This window comes from Pseudomonas sp. R84, from assembly GCF_009834515.1.
In the GTDB taxonomy this organism is placed as follows: Bacteria; Pseudomonadota; Gammaproteobacteria; order Pseudomonadales; family Pseudomonadaceae; genus Aquipseudomonas.
This window is the reverse complement of record NZ_CP019426.1, coordinates 1706427-1733397: the sequence shown is the minus strand read 5'-3', so window position 1 is coordinate 1733397 and position 26971 is coordinate 1706427. Positions and strand designations below refer to the sequence as shown.

The 26971-nt window shown below is 59.2% G+C and carries 28 protein-coding genes; 17 read left to right on the top strand and 11 right to left on the bottom strand.

Features of this window, described 5'->3' with window-relative positions; all coding sequences use genetic code 11:
• Positions 1-54 precede the first annotated feature (54 nt).
• On the top strand, positions 55-2214 hold the full coding sequence (locus PspR84_RS07845) for a type I secretion system permease/ATPase (protein ID WP_160056674.1): 2160 nt from the start codon (positions 55-57) through the stop codon (positions 2212-2214).
• A 10-nt stretch (positions 2215-2224) separates the two neighbouring features.
• Positions 2225-3586, top strand: a complete 1362-nt coding sequence (locus PspR84_RS07840) for an HlyD family type I secretion periplasmic adaptor subunit (protein WP_160056672.1) — start codon at positions 2225-2227, stop codon at positions 3584-3586.
• Between the two features lie 120 nt (positions 3587-3706).
• On the opposite strand, the gene PspR84_RS07835 is transcribed toward PspR84_RS07840, so the two are convergent.
• Together PspR84_RS07835 and PspR84_RS07830 are read right to left on the bottom strand one after the other, a co-directional pair.
• Entirely contained in the window at positions 3707-4303 is a 597-nt protein-coding gene (locus PspR84_RS07835) for a DTW domain-containing protein (protein ID WP_160056670.1), read from the bottom strand.
• A gap of 5 nt (positions 4304-4308) precedes the next feature.
• Positions 4309-5202, bottom strand: a complete 894-nt coding sequence (locus tag PspR84_RS07830) for a LysR family transcriptional regulator (RefSeq protein WP_007914510.1) — start codon at positions 5200-5202, stop codon at positions 4309-4311.
• A gap of 618 nt (positions 5203-5820) precedes the next feature.
• Between PspR84_RS07830 and speB the strand changes: the two genes are divergently transcribed.
• The 6 genes from speB (at position 5821) to PspR84_RS07800 (ending at position 11398) form a co-directional block, all read left to right on the top strand.
• The gene (speB, locus tag PspR84_RS07825; RefSeq protein WP_003222717.1) at positions 5821-6771 is read left to right on the top strand and encodes an agmatinase; all 951 of its coding nucleotides are present in this window, start codon (positions 5821-5823) and stop codon (positions 6769-6771) included.
• A gap of 10 nt (positions 6772-6781) precedes the next feature.
• Positions 6782-7204, top strand: coding sequence for a nuclear transport factor 2 family protein (locus PspR84_RS07820; RefSeq protein WP_160056668.1), 423 nt, complete (start codon positions 6782-6784; stop codon positions 7202-7204).
• A gap of 56 nt (positions 7205-7260) precedes the next feature.
• Positions 7261-8763: a cytosine permease gene (locus tag PspR84_RS07815; protein WP_160056666.1), complete on the top strand. Its 1503-nt coding sequence runs from the start codon at positions 7261-7263 to the stop codon at positions 8761-8763.
• A 151-nt stretch (positions 8764-8914) separates the two neighbouring features.
• Positions 8915-10294 (top strand): sodium:solute symporter, encoded by a 1380-nt coding sequence (locus PspR84_RS07810; protein WP_160056664.1) that lies wholly within the window; start codon positions 8915-8917, stop codon positions 10292-10294.
• Positions 10295-10380: 86 nt separating this feature from the next.
• Positions 10381-11106, top strand: a complete 726-nt coding sequence (locus tag PspR84_RS07805) for an MBL fold metallo-hydrolase (protein ID WP_160056662.1) — start codon at positions 10381-10383, stop codon at positions 11104-11106.
• 43 nt (positions 11107-11149) lie between these two features.
• A complete protein-coding gene (locus PspR84_RS07800; RefSeq protein ID WP_034153223.1) occupies positions 11150-11398 on the top strand; it encodes a phosphopantetheine-containing protein in 249 nt (82 codons plus the stop codon).
• 105 nt (positions 11399-11503) lie between these two features.
• On the opposite strand, the gene PspR84_RS29765 is transcribed toward PspR84_RS07800, so the two are convergent.
• Together PspR84_RS29765 and PspR84_RS07795 are read right to left on the bottom strand one after the other, a co-directional pair.
• Positions 11504-11632 carry a PA1414 family protein gene (locus PspR84_RS29765; RefSeq protein WP_007914492.1) on the bottom strand — a complete coding sequence of 43 codons (129 nt, stop codon included), beginning with the start codon at positions 11630-11632 and terminating at the stop codon, positions 11504-11506.
• Positions 11633-11774: 142 nt separating this feature from the next.
• Complete coding sequence (locus PspR84_RS07795; RefSeq protein WP_160056660.1) at positions 11775-12668, bottom strand: LysR family transcriptional regulator; 894 nt, start codon at positions 12666-12668, stop codon at positions 11775-11777.
• Positions 12669-12772: 104 nt separating this feature from the next.
• Between PspR84_RS07795 and PspR84_RS07790 the strand changes: the two genes are divergently transcribed.
• Entirely contained in the window at positions 12773-13954 is a 1182-nt protein-coding gene (locus PspR84_RS07790) for an MFS transporter (protein WP_160056658.1), read from the top strand.
• Here the strand turns inward: PspR84_RS07790 and PspR84_RS07785 are convergent.
• The 3 genes from PspR84_RS07785 to PspR84_RS07775 all read right to left on the bottom strand — a co-directional run bounded on the left by PspR84_RS07785 (position 13899) and on the right by PspR84_RS07775 (position 16346).
• Entirely contained in the window at positions 13899-14831 is a 933-nt protein-coding gene (locus PspR84_RS07785) for a DMT family transporter (RefSeq protein WP_160056656.1), read from the bottom strand. The genes PspR84_RS07790 and PspR84_RS07785 overlap by 56 nt on opposite strands.
• Before the next feature lie 234 nt (positions 14832-15065).
• The gene (locus tag PspR84_RS07780; RefSeq protein WP_160056654.1) at positions 15066-15464 is read right to left on the bottom strand and encodes a DUF2177 family protein; all 399 of its coding nucleotides are present in this window, start codon (positions 15462-15464) and stop codon (positions 15066-15068) included.
• Between the two features lie 45 nt (positions 15465-15509).
• A complete protein-coding gene (locus PspR84_RS07775) occupies positions 15510-16346 on the bottom strand; it encodes a S1-like domain-containing RNA-binding protein (protein WP_038363672.1) in 837 nt (278 codons plus the stop codon).
• A 340-nt stretch (positions 16347-16686) separates the two neighbouring features.
• Between PspR84_RS07775 and PspR84_RS07770 the strand changes: the two genes are divergently transcribed.
• The 3 genes from PspR84_RS07770 to PspR84_RS07760 all read left to right on the top strand — a co-directional run bounded on the left by PspR84_RS07770 (position 16687) and on the right by PspR84_RS07760 (position 18747).
• Positions 16687-16875, top strand: a complete 189-nt coding sequence (locus tag PspR84_RS07770) for a hypothetical protein (RefSeq protein ID WP_016985943.1) — start codon at positions 16687-16689, stop codon at positions 16873-16875.
• Positions 16876-17082: 207 nt separating this feature from the next.
• Entirely contained in the window at positions 17083-17799 is a 717-nt protein-coding gene (locus PspR84_RS07765; protein ID WP_160056652.1) for a TorF family putative porin, read from the top strand.
• Between the two features lie 78 nt (positions 17800-17877).
• On the top strand, positions 17878-18747 hold the full coding sequence (locus PspR84_RS07760; protein WP_160056650.1) for a DUF6279 family lipoprotein: 870 nt from the start codon (positions 17878-17880) through the stop codon (positions 18745-18747).
• A gap of 122 nt (positions 18748-18869) precedes the next feature.
• Here PspR84_RS07760 and PspR84_RS07755 read toward each other — a convergent pair whose 3' ends face one another.
• Entirely contained in the window at positions 18870-19262 is a 393-nt protein-coding gene (locus PspR84_RS07755) for a transcriptional regulator (protein WP_160056648.1), read from the bottom strand.
• Positions 19263-19437: 175 nt separating this feature from the next.
• Here PspR84_RS07755 and PspR84_RS07750 point away from each other — a divergent pair, with 175 nt between their 5' ends.
• The 4 genes from PspR84_RS07750 to PspR84_RS07735 all read left to right on the top strand — a co-directional run bounded on the left by PspR84_RS07750 (position 19438) and on the right by PspR84_RS07735 (position 22013).
• The gene (locus tag PspR84_RS07750; protein WP_160056646.1) at positions 19438-20172 is read left to right on the top strand and encodes a thioredoxin family protein; all 735 of its coding nucleotides are present in this window, start codon (positions 19438-19440) and stop codon (positions 20170-20172) included.
• Between the two features lie 107 nt (positions 20173-20279).
• Positions 20280-20555 carry a hypothetical protein gene (locus PspR84_RS07745; protein WP_160056644.1) on the top strand — a complete coding sequence of 92 codons (276 nt, stop codon included), beginning with the start codon at positions 20280-20282 and terminating at the stop codon, positions 20553-20555.
• A 261-nt stretch (positions 20556-20816) separates the two neighbouring features.
• Entirely contained in the window at positions 20817-21401 is a 585-nt protein-coding gene (locus PspR84_RS07740) for a papain-like cysteine protease family protein (RefSeq protein ID WP_160056642.1), read from the top strand.
• Positions 21402-21413: 12 nt separating this feature from the next.
• The gene (locus tag PspR84_RS07735) at positions 21414-22013 is read left to right on the top strand and encodes a hypothetical protein (RefSeq protein ID WP_160056640.1); all 600 of its coding nucleotides are present in this window, start codon (positions 21414-21416) and stop codon (positions 22011-22013) included.
• A 54-nt stretch (positions 22014-22067) separates the two neighbouring features.
• Here PspR84_RS07735 and PspR84_RS07730 read toward each other — a convergent pair whose 3' ends face one another.
• Positions 22068-23408 carry a DEAD/DEAH box helicase gene (locus tag PspR84_RS07730; RefSeq protein ID WP_160056638.1) on the bottom strand — a complete coding sequence of 447 codons (1341 nt, stop codon included), beginning with the start codon at positions 23406-23408 and terminating at the stop codon, positions 22068-22070.
• Between the two features lie 191 nt (positions 23409-23599).
• Between PspR84_RS07730 and PspR84_RS07725 the strand changes: the two genes are divergently transcribed.
• Positions 23600-24898, top strand: a complete 1299-nt coding sequence (locus tag PspR84_RS07725) for a mechanosensitive ion channel family protein (RefSeq protein ID WP_160056636.1) — start codon at positions 23600-23602, stop codon at positions 24896-24898.
• A 109-nt stretch (positions 24899-25007) separates the two neighbouring features.
• On the opposite strand, the gene PspR84_RS07720 is transcribed toward PspR84_RS07725, so the two are convergent.
• A complete protein-coding gene (locus PspR84_RS07720) occupies positions 25008-25874 on the bottom strand; it encodes a carboxylate/amino acid/amine transporter (protein WP_160056634.1) in 867 nt (288 codons plus the stop codon).
• Between the two features lie 346 nt (positions 25875-26220).
• Positions 26221-26820, bottom strand: coding sequence for an FMN-dependent NADH-azoreductase (locus PspR84_RS07715; protein ID WP_110720045.1), 600 nt, complete (start codon positions 26818-26820; stop codon positions 26221-26223).
• Positions 26821-26971 lie beyond the last annotated feature (151 nt).

Below are 26971 nucleotides of genomic sequence, written 5' to 3'. Positions count from 1 at the left end.
TCACACGCTCCGCGTGGGAACGATCAATGAAGCGGTAACAGGGGAGCGATCAATATGACCAGCATGGAACCCGGCCACACCGGGATCGATCCGCGGCTGAGCTTCGATGATCCGTTACTCGACGGTCTGTTGATCCTCTGCAAACTGCATGGCGCGACGGTCAGTCGCGCCAGCCTGAGCGCCGGGCTGCCGCTGAACAAACAACGCCTGAGCCTCGACCTGCTGCCGCGCGCAGCGGCCCGGGCCGGGTTGCAGGCGCGTATTCTGCGCCGTGAGCTGAAAGACATCTCGCCACTCAACCTGCCGATTCTGCTGCTGCTCAACGATGGTCGCACTGCTGTTTTACGGCGCTTCGGCGACGACGGCAAAGCACTGATCCTGCCCAGCGAAGCCGATGGCGGCGAGCAATGGATCAGCCGCGACGAACTCACTGAACACTACAGCGGCCAGGCCTTGTTCGCCCGTCCGCGCCATGAACTCGAAGACCTGCGATCACCGCTGGTGCCACGGGTGCATGCGTGGTTTCGCGACACCCTGAAGCTGTCGAAATGGTTGTATAGCGATGCGATTCTCGCCAGTTTCCTGATCAACCTGTTAGGCCTGATGGTGCCGCTGTTCGTCATGCAGACCTACGACCGCGTGGTGCCGAATCAGGCCACCTCGACCCTGTGGGTGTTGTCGATCGGTTTGCTGATCGGCACCGGATTTGAATTGGTGCTGCGGGTGGTGCGCGCGCACCTGCTCGACACCGCCGGCAAGAAAACCGATGTGATCCTTTCCGCGACTTTGTTCGAGCGCATCACCGGTATGTCGATGAAGGCACGGCCGGCGACCATCGGCGGTTTCGCGCAGAGCATTCATGACTTTCAGGGCCTGCGTGAATTTCTCACGGCGGTGACGTTGACCAGCCTGATCGACCTGCCCTTCGTGGTGCTGATGCTGGTGGTGATCGGCCTGCTCGGCGGCTGGCTGGTGGTGATTCCGCTGCTGGCGTTTCCGATCACCATCATCTTCGCAATGATCATTCAGGTGCGCCTGCGTGACACCGTGCAAAAGAGCCTGAGCCTCGGTGCCGAACGCCAGGCGGTGTTGATCGAAACCCTCGGCGGCCTGGAAACCCTCAAGGCCTGCAGCGCCGAAAGCGAGCGCCAGCACAAATGGGAGAGCACTCACGGCGCCCTCACCCGCCTCGACAGCCACGCACGCAATCTCTCGGCGCTGGCCACCAACGGCACCCTGTTCATTCAGCAGTTCTCGGGTATGGCGACGATTGTCGCCGGGGTTTACAGCATCATCGCCGGCAACCTCAGCGTCGGTGCGCTGGTCGCCAGTTATATGCTCGGCAGCCGCGTGCTCGCGCCGCTGGGGCAGATTGCCGGGCTGATCACCCGCTATCAGCAAGCGCAACTGACCATGAAAAGCACCGATGCGCTGATGGCTCTGCCGCAGGAACGCGACGGCAAACAACGGCCGCTGGAACGCACGCAACTGCAAGGCGCGCTGGACGTCAGCGGCGTGACCTTTCATTACAACGGCCAGAATGCGCCGGCGCTGAGCAATGTCAGCTTCAGCCTGAAACCCGGTGAGCGGGTCGGCATCATCGGTCGCAGCGGGTCGGGCAAAAGCACGTTAGCGCGATTGGTCATGGGCTTTTATGAACCCGAGGAAGGCCAGCTATTGCTCGACGGCCTCGACCTGCGCCAACTCGACGTCGCCGACCTGCGCCAACAGATCGGTTACGTCGCCCACGATCTGCCGCTGCTGGCCGGCAGTTTGCGCGACAACCTCACCCTTGGCGCACGCTACATCAGCGATTCACGCATGCTCGAAGTGGCCGAACTGACCGGCGTTACCGAACTCGCTCGCCAGCACCCGCAAGGCTTCGATCGTCCGGTGGGCGAGCGCGGGCAATTGCTCTCCGGCGGCCAACGTCAGGCCGTGTTGCTGGCGCGATCCTTGTTGCTCGATCCACCGATCATGCTGCTCGACGAACCCACCAGTGCCATGGACAACAGCAGCGAAGACCAACTGCGGCAGAAGCTGCACGGCTGGGTGCAAGGCAAGACACTGCTGCTGGTCACCCACCGCACTTCAATGCTGAGTCTGGTGGACCGCTTGCTGGTGCTGGACAACGGCCGGGTCGTCGCCGACGGTCCGAAAGAAGCGGTCATCGATGCACTGCGCAAGGGCCGTGTTGGCTCGGCGGCAGTCTAGGAGTTGCCCCATGTCTGCTTCCACCGATAGCAAAGATCGCGGCTACTTCGACAGTTTCGGCAAAAGCGCCGAAGCCGAGTTCATGCCGGAAACCGCCGGCGCATCCTTGCAGGATTCGCCGCGCTGGTCGCGGATCACCGTGTGGCTGGCGGCGGCGCTGCTGATCAGCGCGGTGGTCTGGGCCAAGTTCGCTGTGCTCGAAGAAGTGACCATGGGCGAAGGCAAGGCGATTCCTTCGAGCAAGATTCAGGTGATCCAGAACCTTGAGGGCGGCATCGTCACCGAGATTTTCTTTCGTGAAGGGCAGATGGTGAACAAGGGCGACACCTTACTGCGTCTGGATGACACACGCTTTCGCTCGAACAAGGGCGAGAGCGAGGCCGATCGCTATGCGTTGACCGCGCAGGTCGAACGGCTGTCGGCGGAGGCCGAGGGCCGGCCGTTCAAGCTCTCCGATGAAGTCATCGCCAAAGCCCCGCAAGTCGCCGAAGACGAGCGCTCGCTGTACGAACAACGTCAGCGACGGCTGGCCAGCGAACAGCGCACGCTCAGCGAACAACTGCGGCAGAAGACTCAGGAACTCGCCGAGTTTCGCTCCAAGCAGGGTCAGTTCAGCTCAAGTCTGGCGTTGCTGCAGCAAGAAATGAACATGTCCGAGCCGCTGGTGAAAACCGGTGCGGTATCACCGGTGGAAATCCTCCGACTCAAACGCAGCGCCGTAGAAATCCGCGGCTCATTGAACGCGACAACGCTGGCTATCCCCCGCGCCGAATCGGCAATTGCCGAGATCCGCAGCAAGATCGACGAGTCGGAACAAACCTTCCGCTCCGAAGCTGCCAAAGAGCTGAATGAGAAACGCACCGACCTGTCGAAAATCACCGCCACCAGCATCGCCATTGACGACCGCGTCACCCGCACAACGGTGACCTCACCGGTGCATGGGGTGATCAAGCAATTGAAGGTCAACACCATCGGCGGCGTGGTTCAACCGGGCAGCGACATGGTTGAAATCGTACCGCTGGAAGACAACCTGTTGATCGAGGCCAAAGTGCGGCCGCAGGACGTCGCGTTCCTGCATCCGGGCCAGAAAGCCATGGTCAAGTTCAGTGCCTACGACTACACGATTTACGGTGGGCTGAGCGCCAAGCTTGAGTTGATCGGTGCCGACACGATCACCGATGACAAGGGCAACAGCTTCTATCTGATTCAGGTGCGTACCGATAAAAACCACTTGGGCGGGGATGTGAAACCGCTGCTGATTATTCCGGGGATGGTGGCGACGGTGGACATTATTACCGGGGAGAAAAGTGTTCTGGATTACCTGCTCAAACCGGTACTGAAAGCGCGGACCGAGGCGATGCGCGAACGGTAAATTTCGCCATAACCTGTGTTGACTGAACAATTGCTATCGCGAGCAGGCTCACTCCTACCTTTGGAATGCATTCCCCTGTAGGAGTGAGCCTGCTCGCGATGGCGCCAGTCCAAACAAAACTTATCTATCGCCATGATTACGCTGAAACGTCTCCTCCCCCATCGCCGCAATCTGCCCCTCGATCAAGGCCTCGAACGGCTTGAGCAACGGCTCGAATGACGTCGGTGCTTCCAGCGTCTGCAACGCCTGCACAATAGCCTCGATGGTCGACAACGCCCCCGGCCCCGGTGCCTTGCGCAAGCGATAGCGCGACACCCCACCTTCGGCCAGCGTCACCCGTGGCAACGCCGCCAGCAGCGGATTGAGGTGCAACATCTTGCGCGCCTTGCGCCACGTGCCATCCGGAACGACCAGCAACAGGGGTTCATCGGACTCGCCGTAAGCCTGCATCGGCTGCGCATCATCAGCGGGAAACAACAACCGCGCCCGATAGCCCGGACGGTTCAGCAGCGCCGGCAAATCCTCGAACACTTCGCCAACAATCAACTCGGCATTGCTCAACCCCAGAGCCGCCAACCGCGCAGTATTCAACGCATGATTGACCTCGCTCGGATGCTGCAACAGCAATACCCGCGTGCGGCTGTCGAGGCTCGGGATCAACGGGCACAGGCAATGGGTTTGGGGGCGCAGGCAGCGCGGGCATTGAATTCTGGACATCGGTCTTAAGCCTGATTGAGCTGTGCTTTGAGCAGATCACGGAAGGTCTGGATCAGCGGTTCGCGGCTACGGCCGCGACGCATGATCATCGAAAACGGCGCCTGATAACCGAAGGTCGCCGGCAGCAGCACGCGCAGGTCACCCTTGTCGGCCCAGGCCTGAGCGTAGTGTTCTGGCAAGTAACCAATGTAGGCGCCGGACAGCACCAGAATCAGCTGCGCCTCCATACTTTCCACCGTCGCCGCGCTGTGTTTGAAGCCGTGTCGCGCCAGTTCGGCCTGACTCCAGTAACCACGTCCGACCATGCGTTGCTGGGTGATGACTTGCTCGGGAATGCGCCGCTCGTTGAACAACGGATGGCGGCTGCTGCAGTACAGCCAATGCTGCTCGCGGTACAGCGGCATGTAGATCAGACCGCTCATGCGCGTGGAAAACGCACCGATGGCCAGATCGAGACGGTTGTCCTGCACGCCGAGTTGCAGTTCGTACGGGCTCATCACCGACAGATGCAAATGCACCGCCGGGTGTTCCTGGCTGTAGGCGCCGATGGCTTCGGCGAACGGCAAGGCCTTGTCACTGACGGTGGAGTCGATCACGCCGAGGTTGAGCGTGCCACGCAGTTCGCCCTTGAGCGCGGCGGCGTATTGCTCGAAACCTTCGAGCTCGGCGAGCAGGCGCAGGGTTTCCTGATGGAACAGCTCGCCCTTGCTGGTCAGGCTGAACCCGCCGCGCCCGCGATGACACAGCACCAGGCCGAGCGCGGCTTCGAGCTGGCTCATGTAGGTGCTGATCGCCGAGGTCGACAGGTTGAGTTCCTGTTGGGCGTTGGCGAAACCCTGATGACGCACGACGCTGACGAAGATGCGCAACAGTTTCAGGTCGGGTAAAGCGTTGGCCATGTCTGCTCCGGGCTTTGCAACTGTGTGTCTGTGGGAAAAGCCCCTCACCCCAGCCCTCTCCCCGAGGGAGAGGGAGCTGATCTCCATGGCTTTCAAATCCTGAGTTCGACTCGATTTTCCAGGTCGATGCAGATTCCGCCAACAACTCGGTCGGCCCCCTCTACCTCTGGGCGTGAGGGAGAGGGGGCTGATCTCTATGGCTTTCAAATCCTGAGTTCGACTTGATTTTTCAGGTCGATGCAGATTCCGCCAACAACTCGATCGGCCCCCTCTACCTCTGGGCGTGAGGGAGAGGGGGCTGATCTCTATGGCTTTCAAATCCTGAGTTCGACTTGATTTTTCAGGTCGATGCAGATTCCGCCAACAACTCGGTCGGCCCCCTCTACCTCTGGGAGAGGGCTGGGGTGAGGGCAACGATTCCCTGTCGATCACACGACCCGAACCCGACAAAGTCTAATCGCCCCTCGCCCATTAGTTTAGAAAAATCTGAACTAAGTTTTTGCCCGTAGCGATTCTTTCCCCTCACTACATTTCGCATCATCGGCCCCACAGCGGCGCCCGAACCTGTGCTCAACGGCGCGCCGACATAAATAAAACAAAGACGATGAGGCCTTACCCGTGGACAAGATTCTTCACCAACCACTGGGCGGCAACGAAATGCCGCGCTTCGGCGGCATCGCCACCATGCTCCGACTCCCCCATGTACCGACCGCTGCCGGCCTGGACGCTGCCTTTGTTGGCGTGCCACTGGACATCGGTACTTCCCTGCGCCCCGGTACCCGCTTCGGGCCACGCGACATCCGCACCGAATCAGTCATGATCCGCCCGTACAACATGGCTACCGGCGCTGCGCCGTTCGACTCGCTGTCGGTCGCCGACATCGGTGACGTGGCGATCAACACCTTCAATCTGCTCGACGCCGTGCGCATCATCGAAGAAGCCTACGACAACATCCTCGAGCACAACGTGATCCCGATGACCCTGGGTGGTGACCACACCATCACCCTGCCGATCCTGCGGGCGATTCACAAGAAGCACGGCAAGGTCGGTCTGGTGCACATCGATGCCCACGCTGACGTAAACGATCACATGTTTGGCGAGAAGATCGCCCACGGCACCACCTTCCGTCGCGCCGTCGAAGAAGGTCTGCTGGACTGCGACCGCGTCGTACAGATCGGTCTGCGCGCTCAGGGTTACACCGCTGATGACTTCAACTGGAGCCGCGATCAGGGTTTCCGCGTGGTTCAGGCTGAAGAGTGCTGGCACAAGTCGCTGGCGCCGCTGATGGCCGAAGTGCGCGAGAAAGTCGGCGGTGGTCCGGTGTATCTGAGCTTCGACATCGACGGCATCGACCCGGCCTGGGCACCGGGCACCGGCACCCCGGAAATCGGTGGTCTGACGACCATTCAGGCGATTGAAATCGTCCGTGGCTGCCAAGGCCTCGACCTGATCGGTTGCGATCTGGTAGAAGTCTCGCCCGCTTATGACACCACCGGCAACACCTCGCTGCTGGCCGCCAACCTGCTGTACGAAATGCTCTGCGTACTGCCTGGCGTGGTCCATCGCTGAGGATCGGGTCATGAACGAACGTGATCAGGTTTTGCAAGCGGCCGCCGATCTGGTGTCCGCCTTCGCCCGTAATGATCGCGAGGCTTATTTCGGCGCCTTCAGCGCCGATGCAAGTTTCGTTTTCTACACCCTCGAACAGCCATTGCTGTCGCGCGATGCCTATCAGGCCTTGTGGGACAGCTGGCGCGCCGAGGATGGCTTCGAGGTGCTTGCGTGCACCTCGAGCAACGCCTTCGTCAGCCTGCAGGGTGACGTGGCGATTTTCATCCATGACGTGGCCACCGAGCTGCGCATGCAAGGGGAGCAACACTTCAGCCAGGAGCGCGAGACGATTGTTTTCAGGAAACAAGCGTCGAGCCTAGAACAACAAGGCCATTGGCTGGCCTGCCACGAACATTTGTCCGCAATGCCGGAAGGGCTGCCATCCCCTTAGCCAAACAGGTGACGCCTCACGCACGATGAGGCGCGCCTTTATGATCGGAGCAGATCATGAATAACAACAACAACGACCAAAGCCTTACGCAGATTGAAACCCACGGGGTCGAACAGATCCCGGACCACGAACGCAGCGCAGGCCCGACGGATTTGTTCCGGATGATCTTCGGCGGTTCGAATACCTTTGCCACCGCCGTGCTCGGCAGTTTCCCGGTGCTGTTCGGTCTGTCTTTTCAGGCCGGCGTCTGGGCGATTGTGTCGGGCGTGCTGCTTGGCTCGCTGATCCTCGCACCGATGGGCCTGTTCGGCCCGCTCAACGGCACCAACAATGCCGTGTCGTCCGGTGCACACTTCGGCGTGCACGGGCGGATCGTCGGTTCGTTCCTGTCGCTGTTGACCGCTATCGCGTTTTTCTCGCTCTCGGTGTGGAGTTCGGGGGATGCGCTGATCGGCGGTGCAAAACGCCTGATCGGTCTGCCGGAAACCGACCTGACCCTGGGCCTGGCCTACGGTCTGTTCGCGATTCTGGTGCTGACCGTGTGCATCTACGGCTTCCGCTTTTTGCTGTGGGTGAACAAGATCGCGGTGTGGAGCGCCAGCCTGTTATTCCTGCTGGGCATCTTCGCCTTCGCCGGTCCTTTCGACGCGCATTACGCCGGCACCGTCAGCCTCGGCCAGCCGGGCTTCTGGGCGGCGTTCATCGGTGCCGCGCTGGTGGCGATGAGCAACCCGATTTCCTTCGGCGCGTTCCTCGGCGACTGGTCGCGCTACATCCCGCGTGAAACTTCCAAGCAACGGATCATGGCGGCGGTGGTGCTGTCGCAGATCGCCACGTTCATCCCGTTCCTGTTCGGCCTGACCACAGCGACCATCGTCGCGATCAAGGCGCCGGACTACATCGCGGCGAACAACTATGTGGGCGGTTTGCTGGCGGTGTCGCCGAGCTGGTTCTTCCTGCCGGTGTGCCTGATTGCGGTGATCGGCGGCATGTCCACCGGCACCACCTCGCTGTATGGCACCGGGCTGGACATGTCCAGCGTGTTTCCGCGCGTGCTGTCGCGGGTCAAGGCGACGCTGCTGATCGGCGTGCTGTCGATTGCCTTCATCTTCATCGGGCGCTTTGCGGCGAACCTGGTGCAGAGCGTGTCGACCTTCGCCGTGCTGATCATCACCTGCACCACGCCATGGATGGTGATCATGATCATCGGCCTGTTGGTGCGTCGCGGCTTCTACTGCCCGGATGACCTGCAAGTGTTCACGCGCGGCGAACAGGGCGGACGCTACTGGTTCAGCCACGGCTGGAACTGGCGTGGTCTGGGCGCCTGGGTCCCGAGCGCGGCGGTTGGCCTGTGCTTCGTGAACTTGCCGGGGCAATTCGTCGGCCCGCTGGGTGAAATGGCCGGCGGCATCGACATCAGTTTGCCGGTGACCCTGGGCCTGGCTTCGGTGGTGTATCTGACGCTGCTGAGCCTGTTCCCGGAACCGCGCGAAGTGTTCGGCCCGAAGGATGCCCGCAGCCAAATCGTGGGAAAACCTGAACTGCGCCAGGCCGCCTGACGCCGATCCCTGTAGGAGTGAGCCTGCTCGCGATGACTTCAGCACATCCAATAAAGATGTGACTGACAGACCGCTATCGCGAGCAGGCTCACTTCTACAAGGAAAATGATTTTGGCCTCAACATAAAAAAGACAATCGGAGACACGCCATCATGGCTTTGGATTTATTCGTCGTCCTCATCTACGCCGCCGGCATGCTCTTGCTCGGCTACTTCGGCATGCGCAAGGCCAAGACCAACGAGGACTTTCTCGTTGCCGGTCGAAACCTGGGCCCCAGCCTGTACATGGGCACCATGGCCGCGACCGTACTCGGTGGCGCGTCCACCGTCGGCACCGTGCGTCTGGGCTACGTGCATGGCATTTCCGGTTTCTGGCTGTGCGCGGCACTGGGTTGCGGCATCGTCGCGCTGAACCTGTTCCTCGCCAAACCACTGCTGAAACTGAAGATCTACACCGTTACCCAGGTCCTGGAAAAACGCTACAACCCGATGGCCCGTTCGGCGAGCGCGGCAATCATGCTGGCCTACGCACTGATGATCGGCGTGACCTCGATCCTGGCGATTGGCACCGTCCTGCAAGTACTGTTTGACCTGCCATTCTGGGTTTCGGTACTCGTCGGTGGTGGCGTCGTGGTGATCTACTCGGCGATCGGCGGCATGTGGTCGCTGACCCTTACCGACATCGTCCAGTTCATCATCAAGACCGTGGGCCTGATGTTCATCCTGTTGCCGATCTGCCTGTACCGCGTGGGCGGTTGGGACGAACTGGTGCTGAAACTGCCGGCGACTGCCTTCAGCTTCACCACCATCGGCTGGGACACGATCATCACTTACTTCATGATCTACTTCTTCGGCATCCTGATCGGTCAGGACATCTGGCAACGGGTGTTCACCGTCAAAACCGCGAAAGTCGCGCAATACGCCGGCAGCATCGCCGGCATCTACTGCATCGTCTACGGCCTGGCCTGCGCGCTGATCGGCATGGCTGCGCATGTGCTGATCCCGGATCTGGACAACGTCAACAACGCCTTCGCCGCCATCGTCAAACTGTCGCTTCCGGACGGCATCCGTGGTCTGGTGATCGCTGCGGCACTCGCCGCGATGATGTCCACTGCCAGCGCCGGCCTGCTCGCTGCGGCGACCACGTTGACTGAAGACCTGCTGCCGAAACTGCGTGGCGGCAAACAGTCGAGCCTGGGCATCAACCGCCTGTTCACACTACTCACTGGTGTTGTCGTGCTGGGTATCGCGCTGGTGGTGAACGATGTGATCAGCGCCCTGACCCTCGCTTACAACCTGTTGGTGGGCGGCATGCTGATCCCGCTGATGGGTGCAATTTTCTGGAAACGCGCGACCACTGCCGGCGCCATCGCCAGCATGGGCCTGGGCTTCGCCACCGCACTGCTATTCATGTTCAAGGACGGTCTGGATGCCAACACGCCGATCTACTACAGCCTGGCCGCGGGTCTGGTGAGTTTTGTGGTGGTCAGCCTGCTCTCCCCTCGCCCGGCGACGGTGGCGAGTGCGATCTAAGCTCTGATGTAACAACTTGATGCTTTCTTCGACGGGTGTGGCGTCGGTTGCCACACCCGTTTTTTTACGTCTGGAGAAAATGGCTGATGAAGATCGTATCGCGTGATCATTGGTTTGAAGTGCAGAGTTTGAGCGATGGCATTCGGCTGATTCACGAGCCGTATATTCGACCGTTCTACCGCTGCAACCTGTGGCACATTCAGGGGCGCGACAAAGACCTGTTGCTGGACAGCGGTTCGGGGCTGGTGAGCCTGCGCGAGCAGTTGCCCTGGATCACCGAGCGGCCATTGGTGGCGGTGGCCAGTCATTGTCACTTCGACCACATCGCCGGGCATCATGAATTTGCTGAACGGCTGGTGCATCGCGCCGAAGCGGACATCCTTGCAGCGCCGGATGGCGAAAACGATTTGAGCCGCGCCTTCGTCGGCGACGACATGTTTGAAGCGCATCCGGACTGCCCGTTGTGCTACGCCGAATACCGGGTCAAAGCCGCGCCGGCCACCGGATTTGTCGAGGACGGCGATGTGCTCGATCTGGGCAATCGCACGCTGCAAGTGCTGCACACACCGGGGCATTCGCCGGGCGGCATCAGCCTGTATGAGGCGGCGACTGAGACGCTGTTCAGCGGCGACATCATCTACGACGGGCCGCTGATCGAAGACGCCTACCACTCCAATCTTGAGGATTACGCCGCCAGTCTGCGGCGTTTGCAGGCGTTGCCGATCCGCACGGTGCATGGCGGGCATTTTGGCAGTTTTTCCGGGGAGCATTTGCGCTCGATGATTGACCAGTGGTTGCGCGGCCACGCCTGAGGCCTGCTTCACTCAAGCACAACAACCATCAGAAAAATCTGCCATGAGAAGAGCTGCCGTACGTGCCGCCGTGCACCGGTATATCCGGCGTCTGCTGGAAACCCGCGAATTCAACGACAACACCAGCCTGGTGCAATTGGGCTTGGAAAAAGCGGATATCGAGGATCTGATCTTTCATCTGGAAGATGAATTCGGGCTGACGGCGTTCACCGCCGAGGAAGACCGCATGCTCAAGACCGCGAAGACGGCGAATGACTTGAGCCGGTTTTTGCTCGAGATCGGGCGGCACTGAAAGCAAAAGATCGCAGCCTGCGGCAGCTCCTACACTGTTTTATGCAGGAGTTGCCGAAGGCTGCGATCTCTTGATCTTGAATCCTTTGATCTCGGATCGGGGGCGTTACCGGCGCCGTTGTTGACGGCGGCGCTGCTCGTCATCGGTGCGGATCGGTACAGGTTGCAGAGGCGGTTCGATCAAACCGAGGGCAACACCCAAATCGTGCAGCCAGTTTTGAATTTTCTCTTTCATCGTCATGCCCCCTTCAGGGTGGTGCTGAGCGGCCGGAATTCTGAGGCCGCTTCGCACTGATAATAGTCCGAAGTCCTACGTAATGCTCGGCCAAATCCGCAATGATCTGTTACTGAATTGAACAGAATATGCCGCCATTGGTTCAGGCTGTTTCCCGGGTTTCGATCTGAGCCGCAGGATAGACGGCCTGCTGAACCTCGATCCAGGCATTGAGGTTGGCGCCGAGCATGCCCTTGCGCCACATGAGCCATGTTGTCGCACCCACGAATGGCTCGGCCAACGGGTGCGCGGCGACGCTATCGCGCCCCGGCAGACTGGCCAGCATCGACTCCGACATCAGTGCCACGCCACTTCCGGCAATCACGCAGGCGAGCATGCCCTGATAGGACTCGATCTCCATCGCCCGACCCATCGTCGCGTGGTAGTGCGAAAACCACGCTTCAAGACGCATGCGGTAGGAACAACCCCGCCTAAAAGTGAAAACTGAACGCCCCTCGACATCCCGGGCACTGCGTACCGGCGGATGATCGATTTCCGTGATCAGCACCAACCGCTCCTCGCACAACGGCACGCCGTCGAGCCCGGCCAGTTCCAGCGGTCCATCGACCAACGCGGCATCCAGACGTCCGGTGAGCAAACCTTCCAGCAACTCCCCGCTTGGCGCCGACTGCACCTGCAGATTCACCGCCGGATACTGCTTGTGATACTGCGCCAGCAGCGCCGGCAAATGGATCGCCGCCGTGCTGTACATGGTGCCCAGAGCGAAGTCGCCGGCCGGTTTGCCGCCCATGACCGCCGCACTGGCCTGATCGCGCAGGGCGAAGAGTTTGCCGATGTAGTCCAGCAGGACTTTTCCCGCAGGCGACAGCTGCAAACGCTGACGCTCACGGACGAAAAGCTCGACACCGAGTTGTTCTTCAAGCTGTTTGAGCCGCGTCGACAGGTTCGACGGCACCCGGTGCAGGCGTTCGGCGGCGCGGGTGATCGACCCTTCTTCGGCCACGGCCTGAAAAATCCGCAGTTGGCTGAACTCCACAACCTTTCTCCACAACAGAACAAGTTACTCACTATTATTCAATTTTAAAGAAAGTCAATCAGTCTTAGCCTGACGGTCATTGATCCTTCCAAGGAATTCCGACCATGTCGCCCTTGATTCGCTTATCCGCCTGTTTCGTTGCCCTGATGATGGCCATGGGCATCGGGCGTTTCGCCCTCACCCCGCAAATGCCACACCTGCTCAGCGAAGGGCAGATCGACCTGACGGCCGCCGGTCTGATTGCGGCGGCCAACTACCTCGGCTACTTGCTCGGTGCGGTGGATGCGATGTTCGCCCATCGCCCGCAGCAGGTTCAGCGGCGCCTGCATGGCGGACTGTGGTTGTGCGTGCTGCTGACGCTGGCGTCGTTCTGGGCCAATGGATTCTGGTCGCACTTGGTGCTGCGCTTCGGCACCGGGGTGGCGAGTGCCTGGGTGCTGGTGATGATCACTTCGTTGAGTCAACCGTTGGCGGCAGCAGCAGGTCGTCCGAGATTGGGAGCACTGGTGTTTGCCGGACCGGGGTTGGGGATTTTTCTGACGGGGTTGCTGGCGCTGGTCTCACATCTGCTGAATCAGACGTCCGCAACGTTGTGGCTGATTTATGCCGCGGCTGCGCTGGTGATGATGCTGGGGGTCTGGCGACTGCTGCCAACGCCTGTCGCAACGGCGACGGTGGTTGCAGCGCCAGTCAGTCCATCGAATCGGGGCATTGGACGGCTGGCCTTGATTTATGCGCTTTACGGCGTCGGCTACATCATTCCGGCGACCTTCCTCTCGCAAATGGCCAATGCGCAGTTTCACGGGGAATGGCAGGCGGATCTGTTCTGGCCTTGCTTTGGTCTGGCTGCGGCGCTTGGCGTGTTGCTGGTGAGCCTGCGGCGTCACGATCCCGCCACCACCCGGCACTGGTTGATGGCGACGCTGTGGCTTCAAGCGGCCGGCGTATTCGCCTGCCTGCTCGGCAGCGGCATCGGCCTAGCACTGGGGGTGATCCTCTGCGGCACGCCATTCCTCGCCTGCATGCAACTGGTCATGCAACGCTCGCGGGAACTGGCGCCGCACGCCACCCAGCGCAATGCCGGGATGCTTACCGCCTGCTTCGCCGTCGGCCAACTCAGCGGCCCTCTATTGGCAGCGCTGAGCAGCCATTTCAGCGGTGGCCTGCAGCCGGCGCTGATCATCGCCGGCAGCGGCTTGCTGATTGCCGGCGGCCTGGCGATGCAATCGACTAACGCTGACCCAGCGCTTTGCGCAAACGCCGACGCAGCCACTGCTCGGCGCTGACAAAAGTGATGCCGAGCAGCACCAGTACGGCGCCGACTACGAAGTTAACCGTCAACTGTTCGTCGAGCAGCAACACGCCAAAGGTCACGCCGAACAGCGGCGTCATAAACGAAAACACCGCAAGGTTGGCCGCCAGATAACGACGCAGCAGCCAGAACCAGATCAGGTAACTGAAGAACGACACCACCAGGCCCTGGAACAGCACGCTGGCCACCGCCACGGGAGTCAGGCTGACGTGGGTGATCTGGCCGCTGAACAGCGCGATCAGCAGCAGGCCGAGGAAGCCGACGATCAACTGATAGAACAAGGTCAGCGTCACCGGTGCTTCCGACAGCCGCGAGGCGCGCACCACCACCGTGGTCGCGCCCCAACAGGCGCCAGCCAGTACGCCAAAAGCATCACCCAGCAGCATGCGCCGGTCGAGGTTGTCCCACGACACGCCCCCGGCGAAGGCAATCGCGATGCCGATAAACGCAAGGAGAATGCCCAGCCATTGCAAAGGTCGCAGGCGCTCACTGGCTAACAGGAAATGCACCCCCAAAGCGGTGAAAATCGGCGCGGTGTAGAGGAACACCGACATGTGCGCAGCGGTGGTCAGTTGCAGACCTTCAGCGATGAAAAGGAATTCCAGACCGAACAGCGCACCGGCCAGCAAGCCGCCGCGCCAGGTCGTACCGACCTGATCCCAGCCGCCCTTCCAGCAGATCAGCAACCCCACCAGTAACGCAGAGATCCCCGAGCGCGCGGCCGCTTGCATGACAGGCGCGATGTCCGGCGCCGCCCATTTGATCATCACTTGCTGCACGCCCCAGATCAGGCAGAGGCCGATCATCACCTGCAAGGCGAAACTGTCGGCATTGCGCCGCTCGACACTCACCGCAACACCTCGAACACACACAACATGGCAGGCCATCCAATGGTCAGAAAATAGTGCTGGGGATTATCAATCAGTCGGGCGGAAAAAAGGCGTCTGGAAAAGACATTTAGTGCTTCAGTGGCGGCAGTGGTGAATGGCTGTCGGCTGCGCCGCCATTCGCGAGCAGGCTCGCTCCCACTTTGGATTGCGTTCCCTGCTCGCGAAGAGGCCCGCATGGCTTACCAGCATTTCGGATCAGACCTTGCCAAACCGCCTCGCCAACAAAAACCCAACGCTACAAGCCACAGCAGTGGCAAACGTCCCCCACGCCCAATCCATCAGCGTCACCTGCACCGACCACCCGCGCAACGTCGCCCAATTGGTCAGGTCATACGTGCCGTAAGCTATCAGCCCTAACAACGCGCCCCGCTTCGCCGCCCATTGCCACGTCACGGCCGGCAGCACCACAAATATCACGCAGCCAAAAACATACAGGCAATAAAAAACCGCTGCCGGAACCAGCAGCGGTTTTTCGAGCATCAGCGGACCGAGTAGCTCGCGGTAGGTCGGTGCCATCAGCAGGCCGAGCCAGATGCCGTCGAGCAGCAGAAACGTCAGCAGCGTTGCAACATAGCCAATCAGCGCTTTTTTCATCGACCCGACCTCATGTGTGCCCATGCAGGATGGGCCACGCAAGGCTCAGGTTAGTTCAATGCGATCAGCGTGAATGACGATCTTGCCTTCCTTGTACAGCGAACCGATCGCCTTCTTGAAGTTGCCCTTGCTGACGCCGAACAGGCTGCTGATCAACGCTGGATCGCTCTTGTCGCTGACCGGCAGTGTGCCGCTGTTGTCGCGCAACTTGGCGAGGATCTTCGAGTTCAGGCTGCTGGCCGCTTCCTGACCAACCGGTTGCAGGCTCAGGGCGATCTTGCCGTCGGCACGGACTTCCTTGATGTAGCCCTTCTCGATCATGCCGGCGCGCATGAACTTGAAGATTTCGTTCTTGTGAATCAAACCCCAGTGCTTGTTGTTGATGATCGCCTTGAAGCCCATGTCGGTGGCTTCGGCAACCAGCAGATCAACTTCCTGGCCCTGGCTGTAGTTGGCCGGGGTCTTGTCGAGGTAGCGATCCAGACGCGCAGTTGCGGTGATGCGGCGGGTGTGCTTGTCGAGGTAGACATGCACCACGCAGTATTCGCCGGCGGTCATCTGGCGCTTTTCTTCGGAATACGGCAGCAACAGATCCTTCGGCAGCCCCCAATCGAGGAACACACCGATGCTGTTGACTTCAACGACTTTCAGACTGGCAAATTCGCCGACCTGAACTTTTGGTTTTTCCGTGGTAGCGAGAAGTTTGTCTTCGCTGTCCAGATAAACAAATACGTTGAGCCAATCTTCATCTTCGGTCGGAATATCTTTCGGGATATAACGATTAGGCAAAAGAATCTCGCCGTCAGCACCGCCGTCCAGATATAAACCGAAGTTAGTGTGTTTAACCACTTGCAAACTGTTGTAACGCCCGACTAAAGCCATTTCCAGAACCCTCATTGCGTGGGCGGCATTCTACCCGTTTTTGTGCTGGCCGTCGGGCGGCAGATCCGCACGCGTCGGAATTCTGCGCAACGCCTTGATTTTCCTTATGCGCGGCGGGGCTGTGATGCCGCTCGTCTGGCAGGCAGCACCGCCCGCGGCTGAGTATTTCAATGCCGCCCAACCCAAATGTTCTTATTTAAAACAGCAGGTTAGCCGGATATATCGAATATTCAATCGAGAATAATGCAGCACAGCGCTGGGTTATTCCGGGGGATATTTACCAAGCAATTGTCAAGTTATTCCTGTACGATGCCTGGCCGAGTTACTTTTCTACAGGTTAATGGCCGCCATGCGTGTAAAAGCATCCACCAGCAAAGCAAAGCCAGCTCCAGCCGTTGAAACCAGCGAATCGATCAACGATCAGATCGCAGCGTTCCTCAAGTCTGGCGGCGAGATCCAGCAAATTGCCAAAGGCGTCAGTGGCCAGACGTTCGGCCCGTCCAAGCAGATCAGCCTGGGCAAGAAGTAACACCCGGTTTTACACCCGTCCAGAGGCGCTTTGAGCTTCGAAGCGCCTGGACTGGCACCGCGCAACATCCCTCCCTTGTTAAACAAAAATCCTTGTAAATCGACGAACGGCCTTCAATGCCGATCATTCGCCGGTATCCTTGCACGCGTCTAGATCAAGCGTTTCAGCAGGCCCGCCGCCCTGCCCTCGCTGTTCATGGAGTGACGCATGCGCAAAACACCCTGTTTATTACTCGTAAGCCTTCTGGCCAGTGCAACCGCGCACGCGCAGATTTTCCAGCGTGAACTGGGCGACTTCGATCTCAAACTCGGCACCACGCCCACGCGCAGCATGGCTCAAGGCCTGGTCAAGCCGGCGGCAATCGGTTCCTTCCACGGCGGCCTCGACCTGAGCCACGACAGTGGCCTCTACGTTGGCCAATACGCGCCGAGTATGGGCATCTCCCCGGGCAAGAATCTCGAGATCGATTCCTACGTCGGTTTTAAACAACCTTTCGATCAGACCCTTGGCTACGAAGTCGGGATGATCCACTACAGCTATCCCAAGGTAGATACCCTCGACAGCCAGGAGCTGTTCGGTGGCCTGACCTTGCTCGGCAGTCGTTTCGGCGTGGCCTTCAGCAACGACCCGGATAAACAGAACAACACCTTGTTTGCCGATCTTGGCGGCAACCAGCCATTCGGTATCGGCGTCAGCATGAAATACACCACCCACCAACTGAACACGCCCGTCGCCGTGGACGGTGGTTATGTCAGCAGTTTTACCGACTGGTCGGTGAAATTATCCCGGCCGTTCATGGGCGTCGACCTCGACCTGATCTACAGCAACTCCAGCCTCAGCGGCAGCGATTGCTCAGCCTATTCCGGGCACAACAGCGAGTGCGACGGCCTCGTCACCCTCAAGGCTGCCCGCGCGTTCTATTGATCGGCTGAACTGCCGGGTTCATTCTGCGTTCACATAGGAATCAGTCCCTCGAAGCCAGGCTCACGCAAGGATTCGCCCATGTCTCGCTGGTTCACGCACATCACCGCACTACTGATTTTCACCCTCGCCCTCGGCGCTTGCAGTCGCGTCGGTCTGGCCTATCGCAATCTCGACGTCATTATTCCGTGGACGCTCGGTGATTACCTGGACATGAACGGCGAGCAGAAAGACTGGTTCAACGAACGCCTCAAGGACCACCTGAGCTGGCATTGCACCACGCAATTGCCGGGTTATCTGGACTGGCTTGATCGCCTGCAGAGCATGGTCGAAACCAATCAGGTCACCGATGCTGCGTTACAGGCGCGCACTACGGAAGCCAAGCAGGCCATTGCCGAAACAGCGAAGGAAATCACGCCTTCGGCCATTGAGTTGTTGCAAGGTCTGGATGACAGGCAAGTGGCCGAGATGAATGACGCGTTTGCCAAGGATCTGCGCAAGCGTCAGCAGGAATACCTGAAACCACCGCTTGATCAACAAATTGCCGAGCGTGGCGCACGAATGGTTAAACGCTTGAATGACTGGCTCGGCCCCTTGAGCGCCACCCAGGAACAGCGAGTCATGGCGTGGTCGACCGCGCTGGGCGATCAGTACACCCAATGGATTGCCAACCGCGCCCATTGGCAGAAGCAGTTCAGTGCAGCAGTGGCGCAACGTAAAAGCCCCGAATTCCCACAGAGAATCGAGACGCTTCTGGTCAATCGCGAGAGCTTATGGACAGCGGATTACCGCAAGGCCTTCGCCGAAACTGAAGCGCAGGGACGTTCACTGGCGGTTGACCTGATGGCCGAAAGTACGCCGCAACAGCGTCAGCGGTTATTGAAGAAGATCGAGGGTGTGCGTAAAGACTTCAACGACCTCAAATGCCTCAAGGCCGCGCAAAAAACCTGAACATACCCGAATCCAATGTAGGAGTGAGCCTGCTCGCGATAGCGGACTTCCAGTGACATCAATGTTGACTGGAAGAACGCAATCGCGAGCAGGCTCACTCCTACAGGGGGATCCGCGTGAACTCAGGCGATCTGGGCTTTTGAAGCCACTTCATCAAACGTCGCCTCAGCCAGCGCATCGTCCTGTTCATCCAGCACCTGACGCGGGTGATCATTGCCGGGAATACTGCTGTCGATCAGGCTCAGCAGGCTTGAGCCGCGCGGGGTCAGGACAAAATTGTTTCCGGTGCTGCCCTCCTCATCCGGGCGCGGTGCGATATAGCCGCGCAGGAGCAACAACCTTTCATAGTCGCAAGCCAGCGTTTTCAGGTGATCAAGGTTCTCGATCGGCTCGCCGGCGCTGGCTTTCTCGGCCGCATAATCTTCGGCATAAGCCCGTGGGGCAAAGCTGTGGCCTGCGCTGTTTTGCACTTCGTGCAGCAAGCGTTCAATCAAATCCCAGTTATAAGTCGTCATCCTGATACAACCTCCGGTGCGCGTGATTTATGGCGCGTTCATAGGTTGTGACCGGAGCCGTTCTCAGCCGTTCAGCCGCATTTCCCGAGCCGACCGACCGGCGGTCTGTCGATTTCCCGCTGGGTTAAACGACTAGTCTGAAAGTGCCGCCTTCAACCCCGCAGGAGAAATCATCATGAACGTTGAGAATCATCCGGTGGTATCGCGCGAAGAATGGCTCGCCGCCCGTAAGCAACACCTCTCTCACGAAAAAGCCTTCACCAGGGAACGCGATCGCCTCAGCGCTGAACGTCGCGCCTTGCCTTGGGTGAAGGTCGACAAGGACTACCACTTTCAGGGGCCCAACGGCGAATTGAAGCTGGCCGACCTGTTCGGCAAACACAGCCAATTGGTGGTTTACCACTTCATGTTTGCCAAGGATTGGGAGGAAGGTTGCCAGGGTTGCTCGTTCCTCAGCGACCACATTGATGGCGCCAACCTGCATCTGGCGCATCACGATATTGCGGTGGTTGCTGTGTCTCATGCGCCGTTCAATGAGTTTCAGGCATTTAAACAGCGGATGGGCTGGAAGTTTGACTGGGTGTCTTCAGAAGGCTGCGACTTCAACTATGACTTCGGAGTTTGCGCACGGGCTGAAGATGTCGCAGCGGGAAAGGCTACGTACAATTACGAAAAGACTGACAGCGCCGAGGAAGAAATGCCCGGCCTGAGCGTGTTTTATCGTGATGCAAAGGGCGACATATTCCACACCTACTCAACCTATGCCCGCGGTCTGGACATGCTGGTTGGCGCCTACAACTACCTCGATCTCACGCCCAAAGGCAGGAATGAGGACGAGATCATGGAGTGGGTTCGGCATCATGATCGCTATGCGTTAGCGACAAAATCCAGTTGCTGCCACGGAAACTGAAAGCCCTTTGTGGGAGCGAGCAAGCTCGCTCCCACAGAGTGTGAACTTTTCGCCAGTTTCGCCGCTCAACCGGTTAACCGCCTTAACCGGAACTGAGGCCTGCCCCGATGAAAACCCTGATCAAGCTTACCCTCGCCGCCACCCTCGCCTGCGCCCTGCCCGTCTGGGCCTGCACGCCGGAAGAAGCCACCGCCAAACGCGAACAATTAGCCAAGGAAGTCTCGAAGCTAACCGAGCAGAATCCGGCAAAGGCCAAAGAGATCAATGCCGAATTGCAGAAGATGGATCTGGGTACGGCCAGTGCGGATCTGCCGGATAAATGCCAGTTGATTGATCAGCGCTTGAGAGAACTGAATTCTGCCGAGAAGAAGACCGAGGGCTAACAGCAAGATCAAAAGATCGCAGCCTTCGGCAGCTCTTACACAAAACCCTGTAGAGCTGCCGAAGGCTGCGATCTTTTGCCACCAAAAATGCATTAATGCATTTATTTATTTGCATTAATGCATATCTCTGACTAGGGTTACCTCGAGCAAGGAGATCGGAACCGGCCACAGAAGATGGCAACCGTTAAGCACCGATCGCTCGGCAACACTGCTACATCCACACAAGCTGGACGCTTGTTTTCACTCATGGAGGATTGAAGAATGTTAACCACCGCAGCAACACAATTCACCGGCGAATCACTGCCAAGGTGCCTGGCCGGTCACCTGCTCGACCCGCAACTCACCGAAGTCGAAGCCGCTGAACAAATCAGCCCCCTCGCCGCCGGCAGCCTCAACTTCAACATGCAGAAACAGACCCAGACCAACTGGTGCTGGGCCGCCGTTTCCGCCTCGGTCGGCAACTATTACGGCACCGGCAACTGGACTCAGTGTGGTGTCGCCAGCACCCAGCTCGATCGCAATTGCTGCAATCAGCCGGGGCCGTGCAACGTTTACGGCTATCTGGATTCGGCCCTGCAAACCACCCGCAGCTACAACGGCATGAATCAGGGTTCGCTACAGATGTCGGCCATTCAGAACCAGATCAGCATGGGCCGTCCTGTCGGCTTGCGCTGCGCCTGGTACGGCGGTGGGGCGCATTTCCTGACGATTTACGGCACCAACGGCGATTACCTGTTGGTCGCGGACTCGATCTACGGCTATTCGACCCGTGCGCTGAACGCGTTCCCCCGCGCCTACAACGGCGGCGGCAATTGGACTCACACTTACTTCACCGTGAAAAACTAGGAGGGCGACATCATGCAACTGACTTATCCAAAGGCGCCTTCCAACGGCGTACAAACCTTGCGTCCGGCGCTGCAAGCTGCGCTGCAAACCCAGGGCTTCGGCGCCAATCGCCAGTTCGCCAACGCAGCACCTGCGAAGATCAGCCTCAGTGAGGCTTATCGTGGCTATTCGCTGAGTCTGGATGACCTGAGCCAAGGCAAAGGTCTGCAAGACGCACGGATTGGCGACTGGCATTACCTGGTGTTTGCCGACGGCGTGACGATTGCCGATGCGCAATTGGCCGAAGTGCGCGGGCATGTCGAGTTCGCCTCGTTGAATCACGGCGATCACGCCGCTGCAACGGTGAGTGCGCTGAAACTGGCAGAACAAGCACCGCAACTTCAGGGCAAGACCGTTGAACTGCGTGTGTTGTTTGTCTCGGCACTGCACGTTGTGGCGATCTGGCTGCATGCCGACGGTGAAGACGTGCTGATCCCGATCGAGCCGACACCCAAGGAATTGGCGGTTACCGGGTTGTACAGCGAAGCAACACTGCTCGGCGCATTGAAACCGGCAGCGGATCAAGCCAAGCGGCGCTTTGACGCCGACACCAGTGGCCAACTCGGCAACTGATGGACGAAAAAAAACCGGACACTGTCCGGTTTTTTTTTACACGTCTGAAACGCTTTACTCAGCCGCAGGCTCTGCTGGCTTGCGGCGTTTCAGCGGCGCCATGCCGTCACTGCTCACCAACGAGTCCGGCTTCGGACGGTTGGCGCTCTTGCGCTTGGTCGGCGTCTTGGCGGCAGTTTTTTTCTTGTCGCCCTTGGCGTCAGTCTTTTTCTTCTTCACGCCAACGGCTTTGCCCGAGGCCTTGACCTTCTTCGGACCGCCATAGACGCCTTTGACTTCCTTGATGGTGCGACGCTCGAAGCTCTGCTTGAGGTAGCGCTCGATGCTCGACATCAGGTTCCAGTCGCCGTGGCAGATCAGCGAGATCGCCAGGCCGTCGTTACCGGCACGACCGGTACGACCGATGCGGTGCACGTACTCGTCGCCGCTGCGAGGCATGTCGAAGTTGATCACCATGTCCAGACCATCAACGTCCAGACCACGGGCCGCGACGTCGGTGGCCACGAGGATCTTCACGCCGCCCTGCTTCAGACGGTCGATCGCCAGTTTGCGATCCTTCTGGTCTTTCTCGCCGTGCAGCACGAACGCTTTGTATTCCTGAGCCACAAGGCGGCCGTAGATGCGGTCGGCCATGGCGCGGGTGTTGGTGAAGATGATCGCTTTCTGGTAGGTCTCGTTGGCCAGCAGCCAGTTCACAATCTGCTCTTTGTGCTGATTGTGGTCGGCGGTGATGATTTGCTGACGGGTGGTCGAGTTCAGCTGGCTGACCGCGTTGAGCTGCAAGTGCTCAGGGTTGTTCAGCACCTTGCCGATCATGTCGCGCAGGCCGGAACCACCGGTGGTGGCGGAGAACAGCATGGTCTGCTGACGGTTCGGGCATTCGTCGACCAGACGCTGCACATCTTCGGCGAAGCCCATGTCGAGCATGCGGTCGGCTTCGTCGAGCACCAGCACTTCGACTTCTTTGAGGTCGAGGTTGCCGGCGTTGAGTTGCTCGATCATCCGGCCCGGGGTGCCGATGAGGATGTCCGGCACTTTGCGCAGCATCGCCGCCTGGACCTTGAAGTCTTCACCGCCGGTGATCAGACCGGACTTGATGAAAGTGAACTGCGAAAAACGTTCAACTTCCTTCAGCGTCTGCTGGGCCAGCTCGCGGGTCGGCAGCAGGATCAGCGTCTTGATGCTGACGCGAACCTTGGCCGGGCCGATCAGGCGATTGAGGATTGGCAGAACGAAAGCGGCGGTTTTGCCGCTACCGGTTTGCGCCGTCACCCGCAGATCACGCCCTTGGAGCGCCAGCGGAATGGCCGCGGCTTGCACAGGCGTTGGCTCGACAAATTTCAGCTCGGCCACAGCTTTAAGCAGGCGTTCGTGCAGGGCGAATTGGGAAAACACGGGTGCTACCTCGAAGATATGCAAAAAAACAGCTGCATAGGTTACCGGTTTCGAGCGCTCAGGCCGAGTTTCTTTATACAAACGGACGCAATCAGTGGCTTTTTTGTTGCTCGATTTGTCTCCAACGGTAATACACGGCGGCTTAAATGCTCTAATTACCCATCGCGTCTTATAGAAGAATCGTTGCTCATATGGATTTCAAACAGCTCTGGCTCAACGCCCAGGACCTCTGGGGCACCCTCGAACAGCATCCACTTTTGCAGGCCGGCCTCGCCCTGACGCTGCTGCTGGGAATCGCGCTGGTGCTCGGACGAGTGGCCCGTTACCTGATCCTGCACGCCAGCCGCATGCTCGGGCGCCAGCCGTCGCTGCACTGGATCAATGACTTTCGCCACAACAAGGTGTTTCAGCGTCTGGCGCAGATGACGCCGTCGCTGGTGATTCAGTTCGGCCTGCATCTGGTGCCGGAACTGAGCAAAACCGCGATGACTTTCCTCGGCAACGTCGCGTTGTCGTTCACCATTCTGTTCCTGCTGCTGTCGGTCAGCGCCCTGCTCAATGCCCTGCTCGACATTTATGCGCGCACCGAGCACGCCCGCACGCGCTCGATCAAAGGCTACGTGCAACTGGCAAAAATGGTTTTGTACGTATTTGGCGCGATCATCATTGTCGCGACGTTGATCGACCGTTCACCGTTGTTGCTGCTCTCGGGTCTGGGTGCGATGTCGGCGGTGATCCTGTTGGTTTACAAGGACACCCTGTTGTCGTTCGTTGCCAGCGTGCAGTTGACCAGCAACGACATGCTGCGGGTCGGCGACTGGATCGAGATGCCGCAGGTCGGCGCCGATGGCGATGTGGTCGACATCACCCTGCACACGGTCAAGGTGCAGAATTTTGACAAGACCATCGTCTCGATCCCGACCTGGCGGCTGATGTCGGAGTCGTTCAAGAACTGGCGCGGCATGCAGCAATCGGGCGGACGGCGGATCAAGCGCAGCCTGTTCATCGATGCCAGCGGTGTGCGTTTCATTCGTGATGACGAAGAAGAAAAGCTCTCGCAGGTGCACTTGCTGACCGATTACATGAGCCGCAAGAAAGCCGAGCTCAAGGCGTGGAACGAGGCGCAGGGCAATGTCGCGGCTATGTCGGCCAATCGCCGACGCATGACCAATATCGGCACGTTTCGCGCGTATGCACTGGCGTATCTAAAGAGTCATCCGGAGATTCAGCCGAACATGACCTGCATGGTCCGGCAGATGCAGACCACCGCGCAGGGCATTCCGCTGGAAATCTACTGCTTCACCCGCACCACGGTGTGGGCCGATTACGAGCGGATTCAGGGGGATATTTTTGATTATCTGCTGGCGGTGCTGCCGGAGTTTGGCTTGAGCCTGTATCAGCAGCCGAGTGGTGGGGATTTGCGTTCCGGGTTGCTGCCGACGGTGCTTGGCGCGGCCAGCATTCCCGAGCCGCAGAAACACCTCATGTAACCCCACCGATCAAAACTGTAGGAGTGAGCCTGCTCGCGATAGCGGTGTGTCAGACAAATCCATATTGACTGATACACCGCTATCGCGAGCAGGCTCACTCCTACAGGGGTTATGCGGTGGCTGGGGATTTGCGGATGCCCAGTCGGCTGATCCATACGGCAGCGAGGATGACGCTGCCGCCAAGGAACAACCGCCCCAGTTCCTCATGCTGATTCCAGATCAGCAAATTCAGCAGCAACCCCACGGGCACATGCAGGTTGTTCATCACCGCCAGCGTGCCGCCGTTGACCATGCACGCGCCCTTGTTCCACCAATACATGCCCAGCGCGGTCGAGACCAGACCGAGGAACAGCAACACGCCCCACTGCAGCGGTGCTTCCGGGAGGAAGTTCGCTTTGCCGAACATCAGGAATGCAGGCAGCACCACCGCCAGCGCGCCGAGGTAGAAGAAGCCGAAACGCCGGTAATGCGGCAGATCGCTTGGGTGTTTCGCCACCAGATGCTTGTACATCACCTGCCCTGCCGCGTAGGTGAAGTTGGCCAGTTGCAGGAGCAGGAAGCCCATGAAGAAGTCCGGGCTGATGCTGTCGAAACGAATCACCGCCGCCCCGCCCACCGCCACCAGCGCCGCAATCAGCGCCCATGGATTGAAGCGGCGGTTCAGTGCATCTTCGATCAGCGTCACGTGCAGCGGCGTGAGAATGGTGAACAGCAACACCTCCGGCACCGTCAGCACGCGGAAGCTCAAGTACAGACAGACGTAAGTCACGCCGAACTGCAACGCGCCGATCACTAGCATGCCGCGCATGAACGAAGGTTCGACCGAGCGCCAGCGAGTCAGCGGGATAAACACCAGCCCGGCCAGCACCACACGCACCAGTACCGCGAAGTAACTGTCGACATGACCGGCCAGGTATTCGCCGATCAGACTGAAGGAAAACGCTTGGATCAGCGTGACAAAAAGTAGATAGCCCATGCTCGCCTCGAAATCGAATGGCGGCGACGATAGCGGTTTTCTGGTCTCACTGCGAATAGCCGGAAACACAAAATCCCCCTGTGGGAGCGAGCCTGCTCGCGAAGGCAGAGTGTCAGACGGCAAATACTTGTCTGATACACCGCTTTCGCGAGCAGGCTCGCTCCCACAAGGAGTTTTGCGTCGTTCAAAAAACACAGGCAAAAAAAAGCCCGATCTCGCTAATGCGTTCAATCGGGCTACAGCACTCAGGAGCAACAAGTGCAAAGGGAGGTTCGATGCGCGTAGAGCCTTGAAGGGGTTGCGCCAGGTCACTAGACCATCCAGCGATTATCTGGCGATTAACATATCAAGCGACCTGGGACAGCTTGGCGTTGGCCTGATTCAGACCCTTCTCCTGGAAGTCGCCACCGAGGTTCATGCCCTCGGCGTGAATGAACGTCACGTCGTTGATGCCGATGAAACCCATGACCTGACGCAGATACGGTTCCTGATGATCCGCCGGGCCACCGGCGTAGATGCCGCCGCGAGCGGTCAGTACGTAGGCACGTTTGCCGCTGAGCAGACCTTGCGGGCCGGTTTCGGTGTACTTGAAGGTCACACCGGCACGCAGCACGTGGTCGAGCCAGGCCTTGAGGGTGCTCGGGATCGCAAAGTTGTACATCGGCGCGGCCATCACCAGCACGTCGGCGGCGAGCAACTCATCGGTCAATTCGTTGGAACGGTCCAGCGACGATTGCTCGTTGGCGTTGCGCTGCTCGGCGGGCTTCATCCAGCCACCCAGCAGGTTGCTGTCCAGGTGTGGTACCGGGTTCGCGGCGAGGTCACGTACGGTGATCTGATCGTTGGGATGCGCAGCTTTCCACTGACTGATGAAGGTCTGGGTCAGTTGACGGGATACCGAGTCTTGCTGGCGGGCGCTGCTTTCGATGATCAGAACGCGGGACATGGTGTGTAGCCTCCATCCGAGAATGTTGTAGGTCGATGGAGTGAAGGTTAAACAGAGTTGAATCGATGAAAAAGCGCAAATAATTGCTATAACACATCGATAAATTCGTTTATAAGCTGACGCATACCCTTGTAGGAGTGAGCCTGCTCGC

Excerpts from the sequence above, each read along its gene's own strand:
- PspR84_RS07820 (WP_160056668.1), top strand. The coding sequence starts at position 6,782 with ATGAACGAACGTGATCAGGTTTTGCAAGCGGCCGCCGATCTGGTGTCC.
- PspR84_RS29765 (WP_007914492.1), bottom strand. The coding sequence starts at position 11,632 with ATGAAAGAGAAAATTCAAAACTGGCTGCACGATTTGGGTGTTGCCCTC.
- PspR84_RS07780 (WP_160056654.1), bottom strand. The coding sequence starts at position 15,464 with ATGAAAAAAGCGCTGATTGGCTATGTTGCAACGCTGCTGACGTTTCTG.
- PspR84_RS07775 (WP_038363672.1), bottom strand. The coding sequence starts at position 16,346 with ATGGCTTTAGTCGGGCGTTACAACAGTTTGCAAGTGGTTAAACACACT.
- PspR84_RS07765 (WP_160056652.1), top strand. The coding sequence starts at position 17,083 with ATGCGCAAAACACCCTGTTTATTACTCGTAAGCCTTCTGGCCAGTGCA.
- PspR84_RS07715 (WP_110720045.1), bottom strand. The coding sequence starts at position 26,820 with ATGTCCCGCGTTCTGATCATCGAAAGCAGCGCCCGCCAGCAAGACTCG.
- PspR84_RS07725 (WP_160056636.1), top strand. The coding sequence starts at position 23,600 with ATGGATTTCAAACAGCTCTGGCTCAACGCCCAGGACCTCTGGGGCACC.
- PspR84_RS07835 (WP_160056670.1), bottom strand. The coding sequence starts at position 4,303 with ATGTCCAGAATTCAATGCCCGCGCTGCCTGCGCCCCCAAACCCATTGC.
- PspR84_RS07830 (WP_007914510.1), bottom strand. The coding sequence starts at position 5,202 with ATGGCCAACGCTTTACCCGACCTGAAACTGTTGCGCATCTTCGTCAGC.
- PspR84_RS07840 (WP_160056672.1), top strand. The coding sequence starts at position 2,225 with ATGTCTGCTTCCACCGATAGCAAAGATCGCGGCTACTTCGACAGTTTC.
- PspR84_RS07740 (WP_160056642.1), top strand. The coding sequence starts at position 20,817 with ATGTTAACCACCGCAGCAACACAATTCACCGGCGAATCACTGCCAAGG.
- PspR84_RS07745 (WP_160056644.1), top strand. The coding sequence starts at position 20,280 with ATGAAAACCCTGATCAAGCTTACCCTCGCCGCCACCCTCGCCTGCGCC.
- PspR84_RS07805 (WP_160056662.1), top strand. The coding sequence starts at position 10,381 with ATGAAGATCGTATCGCGTGATCATTGGTTTGAAGTGCAGAGTTTGAGC.
- PspR84_RS07810 (WP_160056664.1), top strand. The coding sequence starts at position 8,915 with ATGGCTTTGGATTTATTCGTCGTCCTCATCTACGCCGCCGGCATGCTC.
- PspR84_RS07755 (WP_160056648.1), bottom strand. The coding sequence starts at position 19,262 with ATGACGACTTATAACTGGGATTTGATTGAACGCTTGCTGCACGAAGTG.
- PspR84_RS07800 (WP_034153223.1), top strand. The coding sequence starts at position 11,150 with ATGAGAAGAGCTGCCGTACGTGCCGCCGTGCACCGGTATATCCGGCGT.
- PspR84_RS07750 (WP_160056646.1), top strand. The coding sequence starts at position 19,438 with ATGAACGTTGAGAATCATCCGGTGGTATCGCGCGAAGAATGGCTCGCC.
- PspR84_RS07815 (WP_160056666.1), top strand. The coding sequence starts at position 7,261 with ATGAATAACAACAACAACGACCAAAGCCTTACGCAGATTGAAACCCAC.
- PspR84_RS07790 (WP_160056658.1), top strand. The coding sequence starts at position 12,773 with ATGTCGCCCTTGATTCGCTTATCCGCCTGTTTCGTTGCCCTGATGATG.
- PspR84_RS07760 (WP_160056650.1), top strand. The coding sequence starts at position 17,878 with ATGTCTCGCTGGTTCACGCACATCACCGCACTACTGATTTTCACCCTC.
- PspR84_RS07770 (WP_016985943.1), top strand. The coding sequence starts at position 16,687 with ATGGCCGCCATGCGTGTAAAAGCATCCACCAGCAAAGCAAAGCCAGCT.
- PspR84_RS07720 (WP_160056634.1), bottom strand. The coding sequence starts at position 25,874 with ATGGGCTATCTACTTTTTGTCACGCTGATCCAAGCGTTTTCCTTCAGT.
- PspR84_RS07735 (WP_160056640.1), top strand. The coding sequence starts at position 21,414 with ATGCAACTGACTTATCCAAAGGCGCCTTCCAACGGCGTACAAACCTTG.
- PspR84_RS07845 (WP_160056674.1), top strand. The coding sequence starts at position 55 with ATGACCAGCATGGAACCCGGCCACACCGGGATCGATCCGCGGCTGAGC.